The organism is Citrobacter sp. Cpo045 (assembly GCF_030332875.1).
GTDB lineage: Bacteria > Pseudomonadota > Gammaproteobacteria > Enterobacterales > Enterobacteriaceae > Citrobacter > Citrobacter portucalensis.
In genome coordinates, this window is the sequence record NZ_JAOWGZ010000096.1 from 736,699 (window position 1) to 748,996 (window position 12,298).

General features: G+C 53.4%; 13 protein-coding genes. 1 reads left to right on the forward strand and 12 read right to left on the reverse strand.

The features are described from left to right. Positions 1 to 14: 14 nt before the first annotated feature. Positions 15 to 1,040, reverse strand: a complete 1,026-nt coding sequence (locus OGY13_RS15195; RefSeq protein ID WP_250153166.1) for a LysR family transcriptional regulator — start codon at positions 1,038 to 1,040, stop codon at positions 15 to 17. A gap of 21 nt (positions 1,041 to 1,061) precedes the next feature. Here OGY13_RS15195 and OGY13_RS15200 point away from each other — a divergent pair, with 21 nt between their 5' ends. After that, on the forward strand, positions 1,062 to 2,261 hold the full coding sequence (locus tag OGY13_RS15200) for an MFS transporter (protein WP_125363409.1): 1,200 nt from the start codon (positions 1,062 to 1,064) through the stop codon (positions 2,259 to 2,261). A 78-nt stretch (positions 2,262 to 2,339) separates the two neighbouring features. On the opposite strand, the gene flgL is transcribed toward OGY13_RS15200, so the two are convergent. From flgL to flgB, 11 genes are all read right to left on the reverse strand, one after another. After that, positions 2,340 to 3,293, reverse strand: a complete 954-nt coding sequence (gene flgL / locus OGY13_RS15205) for a flagellar hook-associated protein FlgL (protein WP_048235651.1) — start codon at positions 3,291 to 3,293, stop codon at positions 2,340 to 2,342. Positions 3,294 to 3,307: 14 nt separating this feature from the next. Continuing rightward, complete coding sequence (gene flgK / locus OGY13_RS15210) at positions 3,308 to 4,966, reverse strand: flagellar hook-associated protein FlgK (RefSeq protein ID WP_071444809.1); 1,659 nt, start codon at positions 4,964 to 4,966, stop codon at positions 3,308 to 3,310. Between the two features lie 64 nt (positions 4,967 to 5,030). Then, positions 5,031 to 5,981: a flagellar assembly peptidoglycan hydrolase FlgJ gene (gene flgJ / locus OGY13_RS15215; protein WP_016152632.1), complete on the reverse strand. Its 951-nt coding sequence runs from the start codon at positions 5,979 to 5,981 to the stop codon at positions 5,031 to 5,033. Next, entirely contained in the window at positions 5,981 to 7,057 is a 1,077-nt protein-coding gene (locus OGY13_RS15220; RefSeq protein ID WP_050579918.1) for a flagellar basal body P-ring protein FlgI, read from the reverse strand. The genes flgJ and OGY13_RS15220 overlap by 1 nt, the downstream gene beginning before the upstream one ends. Before the next feature lie 33 nt (positions 7,058 to 7,090). After that, a complete protein-coding gene (locus OGY13_RS15225) occupies positions 7,091 to 7,789 on the reverse strand; it encodes a flagellar basal body L-ring protein FlgH (protein WP_032934415.1) in 699 nt (232 codons plus the stop codon). A 57-nt stretch (positions 7,790 to 7,846) separates the two neighbouring features. Next, positions 7,847 to 8,629, reverse strand: coding sequence for a flagellar basal-body rod protein FlgG (flgG, locus tag OGY13_RS15230; RefSeq protein ID WP_003036202.1), 783 nt, complete (start codon positions 8,627 to 8,629; stop codon positions 7,847 to 7,849). A gap of 13 nt (positions 8,630 to 8,642) precedes the next feature. Further along, positions 8,643 to 9,398 carry a flagellar basal body rod protein FlgF gene (locus OGY13_RS15235; protein ID WP_213752875.1) on the reverse strand — a complete coding sequence of 252 codons (756 nt, stop codon included), beginning with the start codon at positions 9,396 to 9,398 and terminating at the stop codon, positions 8,643 to 8,645. A 20-nt stretch (positions 9,399 to 9,418) separates the two neighbouring features. Beyond that, positions 9,419 to 10,654, reverse strand: coding sequence for a flagellar hook protein FlgE (flgE, locus tag OGY13_RS15240; protein WP_213752874.1), 1,236 nt, complete (start codon positions 10,652 to 10,654; stop codon positions 9,419 to 9,421). A 26-nt stretch (positions 10,655 to 10,680) separates the two neighbouring features. Next, positions 10,681 to 11,379, reverse strand: coding sequence for a flagellar hook assembly protein FlgD (gene flgD, locus OGY13_RS15245; RefSeq protein ID WP_008784359.1), 699 nt, complete (start codon positions 11,377 to 11,379; stop codon positions 10,681 to 10,683). Between the two features lie 11 nt (positions 11,380 to 11,390). Next, on the reverse strand, positions 11,391 to 11,795 hold the full coding sequence (gene flgC, locus OGY13_RS15250) for a flagellar basal body rod protein FlgC (RefSeq protein ID WP_003036191.1): 405 nt from the start codon (positions 11,793 to 11,795) through the stop codon (positions 11,391 to 11,393). 3 nt (positions 11,796 to 11,798) lie between these two features. Further along, on the reverse strand, positions 11,799 to 12,215 hold the full coding sequence (gene flgB / locus OGY13_RS15255) for a flagellar basal body rod protein FlgB (RefSeq protein ID WP_003036189.1): 417 nt from the start codon (positions 12,213 to 12,215) through the stop codon (positions 11,799 to 11,801). Between the last annotated feature and the right edge of the window lie 83 nt (positions 12,216 to 12,298).

Here is a 12,298-nt window from a genome sequence, read left to right on the forward strand (position 1 = left end):
TCGGGTCGGCTTTTTTATATCTGATCTACACCTTTCATCCCCGTCAGCTGCGGCATAACATCCTTCATTAGGGCCAGAAACTTGCGTAAGCGGGTCGGATAGTAACGCGCCCACGGATAAACCAAATGTACAGGCAACGGCGCCGCATGCCACTCAGGTAGCAACGCAACCAGACGTCCATTGGCAATATCCTCCGCCACCATCCAGCTTGAAACAATTGTCACTCCCAACCCCGCCAGCGCGGCATTTCTTGCGACATAAATACTGTCTGTGCTTAATCTGGGTGAAATATTCAGCGTGACTGGCTCATTACGCAATTGGTGCAACAACGAAACGCTATGCTGATAAAACGTGTTCACGGCAATCCAGGGCAGCGCTGATAACTGCTCAGGATGAGAAAGCTCGCCATATTGCTCCAGCAGTCCTGGACTCACCACCATACTACGGGGAACTTCAGCCAGTAAGACGGAAACCGTGGCCGGATTCACCTCAGCACCAACCCTGATCGCGCAATCAATATTATCGCTCAGAAAATCAACGGTTTTATCGTTAAGCATCCACTCTACTGCCAACTGGGGATAGCGCGAAAGAAACTGCAAAAGTGGCTCAAGTAGTTGTTGTTGCCCGAACGCATGCGGTGCGCGGACTCGCAACGTCCCCACCGGTTCATCTTCTGTGACATTAAGTCCATCTTCCAGCGCCAGCCAGGCATCAATAATCTTCTTAGCATGCTGATAGCCTCTTTCGCCATCGTCGGTCAATTTCATTGCATGCGTGGTACGCATAAGCAGTTTCACACCCAGCAGCGTTTCCAGCGATTGCAGCCGTCGGCTAACGGTCGCCTGCGTCGTCCCTATCTGTTTTGCCGCTGCCGAAAGCGATCCTGCTTCGACAATACGTACAAACGTACGCATCAGCTCCACCCTGTCTATACGCTCATTTTTTATCATTTTCAGTTTCATCATACGTCTGACGTATAACTGTTTTACCACTGCGCTCGCTACCGCGCCACTCGCTGAAGGATAAAAATAGCCGCACATCTTGTGATTGAGGAATCATTTGTGAACACACATACCGCACTTTCCCGTTGGGTCATTTTTGTTCTGGCAATGGGCGCCGGATTCAGCGTGGCCGCTATCTACTACGCCCAGCCTCTTCTGCCTTTAATGGGTCAGGATCTGGCCTTAAGTCTCACCGGTATGGGGTTGGTCCCGACGCTGACCCAGGCGGGATATGCGTTAGGTATATTGTTTTTATTGCCATTAGGCGATCGTTATGACCGCCGGACATTAATCCTGCTGAAAAGCATCTCTCTTGCCGCGCTGCTGCTGGCCTGTAGCTTTACCGGTCAGTTGCATTCGCTATTACTGGTGAGCCTGCTGATGGGGATGGCGGCAACCATGGCACAAGATATTGTGCCTGCGGCGGCAATACTGGCGCCCGAAGGCAAGCAGGGAAAAACGGTGGGCACCGTGATGACGGGCCTTCTGCTGGGGATTTTACTCTCACGTACCGTCAGTGGGCTGGTGGGCGAAGCGTTTGGCTGGCGCGAGATGTACCAACTCGCTGCCGTCAGCATTGCCGTAATTACCGCGATTATGTGGAAAGTACTGCCTCGCTTTACGGTCCATTCCACGTTGAGCTATCCATCATTAATGCTCTCAATGGCGCAACTTTGGCAACGATATTCCACCTTGCGCCGCGCAGCACTGGCACAAGGCTTTCTGTCCATTGCTTTTAGCGCCTTCTGGTCTACGCTGGCGGTGATGTTATCTGAGCATTACCACATGGGTAGCGCTATAGCGGGTGCTTTTGGTATCGCGGGAGCAGCCGGAGCGCTTGCCGCACCGATGGCGGGCCATCTTGCCGATAAAGTGGGTGCGGCAAAAGTGACGCAATTGGGTGCTTTGCTGGTAACGGTATCTTTCGCACTAATGTTTTTGTTACCCGCCCTGCCCGTTCAGGGGCAGTGGCTGCTCATCGCCCTTTCGGCGGTAGGTTTTGATCTCGGATTGCAATCCAGCCTGGTTGCTCACCAGAATCTGGTCTATAGCCTGGAACCTCTGGCACGAGGACGATTGAACGCGCTGCTGTTTACGATGGTGTTTATCGGTATGGCGCTGGGTTCGGTTCTCGGAAGTCAGGTCTACGCCCTGGCAAATTGGGAAGGTGTCGTTGCGTTGGCTACCTTCAGCAGTGCAATTGCGTTGGTCATAAGACTGACGGGGAACCCGTCGCTTAGTAAGACGTCGGTTGCCTAAAAAAATGCCCGCTCCGGGGTGTTAAAGGAGCGGGCAGTCAAACATACCCAGTTTCAAGATATGTTTCAAAACGAGGCGTTAACGATTGAGCTGGAACAACGACATTCCCTGCATATCGGTGAACGCTTTATAGGATGCCTGTAGCGCAGCCTGCTGCATGACATAAGACGAGATCGCGGCGTTCCAGTCGACATCCACCAGATTACTCATCTGCTGAGTTTGGCCTAATGCACGATCGGCACCCAGTGAATCCAGCGAGCTTAATTCACTCAGCTGCGTACCTAATTCTGCACGAACAGACAGGACGTTATTCAACGAGTTTTTCAGGCCACGGCTGGTTTTATCAATGGCAGCAGCGGCTTTGTCTTTTGCCACATCATCACCCGCAATCGGGATTTTGAGCTCTGCAATCGCGCTATCCAGCATTTTAAACAGGTTCTTTTCCTGAGTGCCGCCACCAGGTTCCGGTACAGCGTTGCTGGTCAGGTTGGCGAATACTTTATCGCCAGTATGACCAATCACCATGGTTCGGGAGGCATCGACCTGTTGGGTAACGTTTGTTGTACCGCCGCTGTAAGCGCCATCTGCCTGGGCAAACGGTGCGGATTCTGTTTTATATCCACCGAAAATATAGCGACCATTACCGTCGGTACTGTTTGCCAGGTTCATCAGCTGATCGCGGATCCCCTGTAGGTCGGTGGCCAGCGATGCACGGTCATCATCACTTAACGTTCCGTTCCCGGCATAAACGATTTTTTCCTGTGCAGCCTGAATTGCCGTCGTCACCTGGCTCAGAACATTCTCTTCCAGCGACACCTTTTGCGTCGCGAATGAGCGTGCCAGCGTATATTGGCTGTTCTGCGCCTGAGCCTGAGAAAGTACCACGGCCTGCGAGGCGGCAATCGGATCGTCTGATGGGTTGATCACGCGTTTGCCCGTTGACATCTGCTCGCCGAACTTCATCCATTCAGCCTGAGAGTTAGTGATGCCACGCATATTCTGCTGGTACATCATCTGGGTGCTGATACGCATTGTGTCCCTCTCCCTTAGCGGATATTAATCAGTGCATCAAACAACGCATTCGCGGTCTGCAGCACTTGCGCGTTAGCCAGGTAATACTGCTGAAAACGCTGTAAATTACCGTACTCTTCGTCGAGGTTAACGCCGGAAATAGACTGTTGCTGCCGGTAAAGCTGTGTCACCACGTTGTTCTGGGTGGTGGCACTGGTTTTCAGCGTAGCGGTTTTGTTCCCGACATCGCTTACCAGCGTGGCATATGCATCGTTGAAGGTCTTATTGCCGACAGTCGCTTTGGTTTGCAGATCTAACAGTTTCTGACCGTTACGGTTGTCGCTCTTGCCTTTATCGATGGTGGGGTCCGTATCATTTTTAGACACTTGAGCCATGGCGATTTTCGACTCATCAGTCACCATAACTTTCATATCAACGATAGCGTTACTCACGGGTTTTACAGTAAAACTGTCATTAGCTTTCGCGCCAGCATTAACGGTGATTTCCATCCCGTCAAAGGACATTTTTCCACCGGTTACAGTGGCTTTGAAGCTGGTATTATCCGCCAGGCGAGTAACCTGCCAGTCCGTCCCATCAAAAACGATTTTATAATCTGTCGCCTGCACAGCGGAGCTGTCAGTGATCTTAGCGCTTAACGATCCTGTGCCCGTATTTTTCGCGTTGTTGAAGACTTCCGGGCTGCCGATAGCAAAGAAATCCTTACCCTGATCGCCGTTGGCATCAAAACCTTCTTTATGCTGGGCGTTAAATGCACTGGCAAATGCAAGCGCCAGTTGGCCGAGGGTATTACGCGTCTGATCCAGTTCCTGAGAACGGAAGGTGAGCAGTCCGCCCAGTGAACCGGTATTCAGCAGTTTCTCCGGAATTTCAACAGCTCCGGCAACGCCATCAACGTATGCCACGGTTGTACGATTAGGATCATCGCTGGAAGGCACTGCCGCCAGTTGACGTGCATTGCTGCCCTGCACCAGCGAATAGCCGTTGGCCATGGTCAGGTTGTAAGTGCCACCATCCTGAACGCTGACTTCAACACCGACAATCTGATTCAATTCACTGACCAGCTGATCTCGCTGGTCAAGCAGGTCGTTAGGAGACGCACCTGCGCCGACGCCTGTCATACGAGAAATCTGGTCGTTGAGGCTGGCAATTTGTTTCGAATAGTTGTTGATCTGATCAACGCTGGCTTTAATCGCGGTGTTGACCTGCTTATCCTGATCGCGCAGATACTGGTCGGTCGTTTTAAACTGATTCACCAACCCATCAGCTTTACCGATTAGCGCCTGGCGTGCCGCCGGATCTTCGGCGTTGCTGACCAGCGTTTGCAGGCTGGTAAAAAAGTCCTGCATGGAGGTCGAAATAGAACTGGTTTTGCTGGAAAGCAGATTGTCGATTTTTGACATTTGCTCATAACGTGTCGTCAGACCGCTGCTCTGGTTCTGCGCTGCTCGCAACTGGTTAGTGATAAAGGAGTCATATTCACGTTGTACACCAGAAACATAGACACCATTGCCTACCCAGCCCCCCGCACCCAGCGTGCTGTTCGCTTGCGCCATAATTGTCGTCTGTCGGGTATATCCGGCAACGTTATAGCTGGAGATGTTGTTACTGGCAGTATTCAACGCGGCCTGCGCTGCGCTGAGTCCACTCATCGCGTTATTAATCAAGCTGGACATGGAGGTTCCTTGTAATCCTTCAATACTCGTTATTATCGGCAGCAGGTCGGTAGACTTGAGCTATTTAAAAGAGATTATCGATGTTCGTGCTGTAGGTTTTGCTCACTTTTTCACTCATCGATTTCAACTGCTGGATCATGCTGGTTAATTTTCGCGCATAGTTAGGGTCTGTGGCGTAACCCGCATTTTGCAATGCCTGCGCCCCTTGCTCGGCGGTCGCGGCAGCGGTCACTGCCGCATAGCGCGGGTTACGCGATATCAGACCGACATAATCCGACAACGCTTCAAGGTAAGAGCTATAGACACGGAATCTGGCTTTCACCTTTTTCGCCTCACCGTTCTCATATTCAGTCGTGGTGATTTCAGTGGTTGGACCTTTCCAGCTTCCTGAAGCCTTCACACCAAAAATGTTAAAGCTCGGTTCACCGTTCTCACGGCGAATTTGTCGCTGCCCCCATCCGGATTCCAGCGCCGCCTGTGCCAGAATCAGATGATGCGGGACCCCGCTTTGCTGGCTGGCCAGCTTAGCTGGCAGCGATAGCTGGGCGAGGAAGTCTTTACTGTCACCTGACAGCGGCTCATCATTGCTTTCCGTCGCCCGGGGGATGGCTTTGCGGACCAGTTGCGTCAGTGCCTGATTTTGATAGCTGGTCACCGTTTCCAGTGAAAACTTCATCGGCACCTGCGGCGCGTCATCCGCAGGTTGCGCTTGCCCTTCAGTCATCTGCTTGACCATCATTTCAGCCAGCCCCAGACCTTTGCCTGCGGTCATTTGCTGCGCAATTTGTTGGTCATACATACTGGTATACAAGCGCGTTGAATCGCTGCTAAACACGCCATCTTTCGGCAGCGCTTCACGCATGCTTTTCAGCATCATCTGCACGAACATCCCTTCAACCTGACGGGCGACCGGACGGATATTCGCCGCCGGGTCCTGACCCGCTTTCGCTTTCAGTTCGTTCAGTGATTGCGCATCCCAGGCAGCGCTGGTCAACAGTTTGCTGTCACCAATCATTAGATGATTTCCAGTTTGGCGCGTAAGCAACCCGCGCTCTGCATCGATTGCAGAATGGACATCAGATCCATCGGCGTTGCCCCCAGCGCATTCAGCGCACGTACCACATTGTTCAGGTTGGCGCTGGAACGCACGCTTTGCAGCGAACCACCGCTCTGGCGCAGGTCAATCTGGGTTTGAGGCGTCACCACGGTTTGTCCACCGCCAAATGGTGTGTCCGGCTGGCTGACGTTCGCCTGGCGGTTTACCGTAATCGACAAGTTGCCCTGTGCCACAGCACAGCTATCCAGCGTCACTTCGCGGTTCATGACGACAGATCCGGTGCGCGAGTTGATAATCACTTTCGCATCCTGCGGCGTAACGTTCACCTCAATATTCTGGATATCAGCGAGGAAACGCACCTGCGAGCTGTTACCGCTTGGCACGCGCACCTGAATGGTTCGGGCATCCAATGCTGTTGCGCTACCAAAGCCACGCGCGCGGTTGATGGTGTCGGTAATCTGCTGCGCCATCGTGAAATCTTCATTATTAAGCTGCAGATTAATGGTGTTACCACCGCCGAACTGGCTGGGTAATTCACGTTCGATAATCGCGCCATTGGTAATGCGTCCACCATTGAGCTGGTTAACCTGTACGCTACTGCCACCTGCAGCCGCGCCCGCACCGCCCACCAAAATATTCCCCTGAGCCAAGGCATACACCTGACTATCGACCCCTTTTAACGGGGTCATCAGCAGCGTACCGCCGCGCAGGCTTTTGGCATTCCCCATAGAGGAGACCACTACGTCGATGGTTTGTCCCTGACGACCGAATGCAGGAAACGACGCGGTAACCATCACCGCCGCCACGTTTTTCAACTGCATATTGGTGCCAGTTGGCACGGTTATCCCCAACTGCGAAAGCATGTTATTGAGCGTTTGCGTCGTAAACGGCGTCTGTGTGGTCTGGTCACCCGTACCATCCAGACCGACTACCAGCCCATAACCTATCAACGAGTTTTCCCGCACCCCCTGAACGCTGGTCAGGTCACGAATACGGTCAGCATGCGCAAAGGTGGTTATCAGCACCAGTACCATTCCAACAAAAGATTTAAACACTGGGTACCTCGCTTACATCGGCGACAAGTTAAGGAAGAAACGCTGCAACCAGCCCATATTCTGCGCTTCATTGATGTAGCCGTTGCCGACGTACTCAATACGCGCATCCGCAACCTGCGTTGACGGTACGGAGTTGCTGCCACTGATGGTGCGCGGGTTAACAACCCCGGAGAAGCGGATGAATTCAGTGCCCTGATTTATAGCGATCTGTTTTTCACCCACGACATGTAAGTTGCCATTCACCAGTACCTGATCGACCGTTACGGTCAGCGTACCGCTGAAGGTATTTCTGGCGTTCGCGCCGCCTTTACCGTTAAAGGAGTTACCGCCTGAGGCTTCTACGTCTGCACGTTCGTTACCGAACAATCCTTCCAGATAGCGCGGTACGGTATCAAAGCCAAAGTTTGTCTTGCCGTCGCGACTGGCGTTCGCCGAAGAGCTTTTGCTCGCGCTGACGTTTTCCTGCAATACGATGGTCAGCGTATCGCCAATATTGCGTGGACGACGATCTTCAAAGAGTGGCTGATAACCATAGTTAATCGGTTGTGCCGACTGGAAGATTGAGCCATTCGCCACCGGCGTTGGACCTGGAACGGGCTGGGCAGACGTTGCGCCCTGCACGAGCGGCGTGGCCGGGATCCAGGCACATCCTGTTAGTGAAACCACCAGCAGGGCTAAAATTGGGTATGGGTGAAGCGCGTATTTTCGCATTGCGGTCATCTTCAAAATCAGTGTGCCGGTGAGGTTTTCACCCCACCGGGCTCCACTTTAGAGTTGCGTCAGTTTTTGCAGCATCTGATCGGTGGTCGATACCGCTTTACTGTTGATTTCGTAAGCGCGCTGAACCTGGATCATGTTTACCAGCTCTTCCGCCACGTTGACGTTAGAGGTTTCAACATAGCCCTGATACAGCAGACCCGCGCCGTTCAGCCCTGGCGTGCTCTCATTCGGCGCACCGGATGACTGCGTTTCGGTGTACAGATTCTCACCAATGCTTTCCAGACCGGTATCGTTCATGAAGGTTGTCAGGTTAAGCTGCCCGACCTGAACAGGTGCCGCCTGCCCCTGTTGGGTCACACTGACAATACCGTCGCGTCCAATGGTGATACTGAGCGAGTTAGCCGGAATGGTGATGGCAGGCTGAACCTGAAAACCACCCGCCGTCACCAACTGACCGTTCTGATCCACCTGGAAAGAACCGTCGCGGGTATAAGCGGACGTACCATCGGGCAACATGACCTGGAAAAAGCCCTGGCCTTTAATCGCCACATCTTTACTGTTGTTGGTCTGCGACAGGTTACCCTGGCTGTGTAAACGCTCGGTCGCAACCGGACGTACGCCGGTACCAATCTGCAAACCAGACGGCAGTGTGGTCTGTTCAGAAGACTGTGCGCCAGGCTGACGAATCGTCTGGTACAACAGATCTTCAAATACGGCACGTTGGCGCTTAAATCCGTTGGTGCTGACGTTTGCCAGGTTGTTGGCAATCACATCCATGTTGGTTTGCTGCGCATCCAGGCCGGTTTTGGCGATCCATAATGAACTGATCATAAAATGTCCTGTATTAACTCATCGACAGCAGTTGGTTGGCGCGGCCCGCGTTATCATCCACGCTACTGATAATTTTCATCTGCATTTCAAAGCGGCGGGCGTTGGCGATCATGTCGCTCATCGCAGCAACCGGTTTAACGTTACTGCCTTCCAGCACGCCAGACATCACACGGATGCTGGGGTCGGCCTGCAACGTCGCGCCACGGGTGGCCTGTGCGGCCTGGGTCAGACGGAACATACCGTCATCGCCACGTTGCACTTCAAGCCCTGTAGCCTTCACCAGCTTCAACCGCCCCACTGGCGCGACCGTATTAGCCGGATCGCCAGGGTTAAGTGCAGAAATGGTCCCGTCCGCCGCAATGGTGACTTCTGAACCTTCCGGTACGGCTATCGGTCCGGCTTCGCCAATTACCGGGTGTCCCTGAATAGTCAGTTCACCCGTAGGGCTTACCTGAATGGCGCCATTACGGGTATATCCTTCGCTACCGTCCGCGGTCTGCACAGACAACCAGCCATCTTGTTGCAGCGCCACATCCAGCGGGCGGGAGGTATAGTCCATCTGACCGGGCGTCATATCGGCCCCCGGCGTGGAGGCCACCACCAGCGTACGCGTTGGTAAAGACAATCCTTCTACAGGAACCGCGCGCAGTGCATTGAGCTGCGCACGAAACCCTGGCGTGGAGGCGTTTGCCAGGTTGCTGGCCGTCACCGCCTGTTGATTCAGCGTCTGACTGGCCGCGCCCATGGCGGTATAAATTGCGTGATCCATTAAGCCATCCCGTCAGGCGCTTAGCGCAGGTTGACCAGCGTGTTGAGGATCTGATCCTGGGTTTTGATGGTCTGCGCGTTCGACTGATAGTTACGCTGGGCGACAATCATATTCACCAGTTCTTTACTCAAATCCACGTTTGACGCTTCCAGCGCACCGTTGGTCAGCTTGCCGAAGTTACCTTCGCCTGCGGTACCCAGCAGCGCCACGCCGGAAGACTGAGTCGCCGCCCAGACGTTGTCGCCCTGAGACGCCAGACCTTCGTTGTTGGCAAAGTTTGCCAGCACGATCTGCCCCAGAACCTGTTGCTGTTCGTTGGAGTAGTTACCGACCACGGTACCGTCATTGTTAATCTGGTAGCTCACCAGATCGCCCGGCTTGTAGCCGTTCTGATTCGTGGCAACGATGTTGTTGGCACCGGTGTTCTGCTGCATGGAGTTCAGGAAACTCAGGGAGAAGGTGGCTTCAGTTGCGCCATTAATCTTCCCAGTTTTGATGTTGATATCCGTTCCTGCTGGCGCCCCAGTTGCCGTGGTGCTAATCCCTAAAAACACACCGTTTTCGCTAAACTGCATAAACCCAGCAGGTTCTGCGGGATCGCCGGTAGAAGCATCTTGAGTGAAGACTTCCCAGACGTTGCTTTTCGAATTTTTGACATAAAAAATGTTCATGTCATGAGCGTTACCCTGGCTATCGAAAACGGTAACACTGCCTTTTTTGTTGTAGGAATCCGCATCGCTTGCATTAAACGGAGTCTTGGTTGGCACTTTGTCAGTGGAGTTCAGGTTGACCTGCATTGACGCAGTGGTGGTTGATTTAGCCGCCATCAGCGTATTCGGGATAGTGATCGGTGCCGGGTTCGCACCCTGCTGTATGGTTGGCGGTGTACCGGTAGCCGGATAGCCCGTCAGCTGCAGCCCCTGCATGTTAACGATATTGCGGTTTTCATCGAGCTTGAACTGACCGTTACGGCTGTAGAAAACGGAACCGTTGCTGTCTACCATACGGAAAAAACCGTTCTGGCTGATAGCAACGTCCAGACCACGTCCGGTGTTGGTGGTCGTACCGTCGGTAAAGTCCTGAGTAATACCCGCAACTTTAACGCCCAAACCGACTTTCGAACCGGCAAACATATCGGCAAAAGATGCCGTGCCAGATTTAAAACCGTAGGTGGCGGAGTTGGCGATGTTGTTACCAATGACATCGAGGTTGGTCGCTGCAGCGTTCAGACCGCTGACCGCTTGAGAAAAGGCCATGACTTACTCCTGATAAGTGTGAAGGCTTAAATTATCTGCCGTACTTCGTCGAGGGTGGTGGTTCCATAGGTGCCCAGATCCAGCGTATTACCGCCGTTACTGCGAATAACGCCCTGCACCAGCGCAAACTGAAGCGGCTGGGCCACCAGTTGCGTTCCGCCATTACTGGCAGCAATTGACACGTTGTAAGAACCGCTTGGTGCATCCGTGCCATCGGTCATGGTGCCGTCCCAGGTAAAGGTATGAACGCCTGCTTTCAACCCGCCAATGTCAATGGTGCGCACCACTTTGCCGTCTTTATCGGTAATGGTTGCGGTAACCTTATCTGCCGGTTGCTGCAGCTCAATTCCAAATGGTGTCGTCGTGGTTTTGGCACCCTCTTCTGTCCCTTTACCGGTCAGGATGGTGGTACCCGGGATCATGACCCCGTGGCCAATCAGAGTACTGGCCTGCAGCGACTGACTGTTGTCGATCTGCCCGGAGATTGACCCTAACGTGGTGTTCAGCTTCTCAATCCCGCTCACGGTACTGATTTGCGCCAACTGGGTAGTCAGTTCGTTGTTTTGCAGCGGGTTGGTAGGGTCCTGGTTTTTCAGTTGTGCAACCAGCAGCGTAAGAAAGCTGCTTTGCAGGTCAGCGGCGTTGCTGCCCGTCAGGGAGCTGTTCCCCGTGGCGGCATTAACCCCCGTCGTGCTCGGGTCATTCATTTTTACAGCAATAGACATGTGCGCCTCCTTTACTGGCCTAGCGTCAGCGTTTTAAGCATCAAGCTTTTCACGGTGTTGAGCACTTCGACGTTTGCCTGGTAGCTACGTGAGGCAGACATGGTGTTGACCATCTCGCCAACAACGTCCACATTCGGCATTTTTACGTAGCCGTTCGCATCGGCCAGCGGATTACCGGGTTCATAAACCAGCTTATCCGGCGCCTGACTTTCAATGACGTCAGCAACTTTTACGCCACCGGTTGCCGCACCTGGCGCAGCATCTACCTGAAAAACAACCTGCTTCGCGCGATACGGCTGACCGTCGGGTCCGCTGACGCTATCCGCATTCGCCATGTTGCTGGCCGCGACGTTCAGGCGTTTAGACTGAGCCGTCAGCGCAGAACCTGCGATATCAAAAATATTTAACAGCGCCACGAATTAGTTCCCTCCTTGCAGCACGTTCATCATGCCTTTGATTTGTCCACCCAGCGCCGTCAGCCCCATTTGATACTTGAGGCTGTTGTCTGCAAATTGCGTGCGCTCCCGGTCCATATCTACCGTGTTGCCATCAAGAGACGGCTGGTCAGGAATACGGTAGAGCAGCTCCGTAGACGGCGCAGAAACGGTCTGGGCTGGGATGTGTTGTGCAGAGGTCAGCGTCAACGAAACGCCGCCGGTTTCTTCCCGTCCTCGCACCATGACTTTTTTTAATTCACTGGCGAAATCCAGATCGCGCGCCTGGTACCCCGGCGTGTCGGCATTGGCAATGTTGGCCGCCAATATTTCCTGGCGTTGGGCGCGCAAATTCAGCGCTTCCTGTTGAAAACGTAAGGCGGCGTCGAGCTTATCGAGCATATCTCCTCCGCAAATGACAAAATTCAGCCGACAGCTTAAATCCCATTACGCGCGCGTTATCGCCGGAATAAACGCAAAATGCG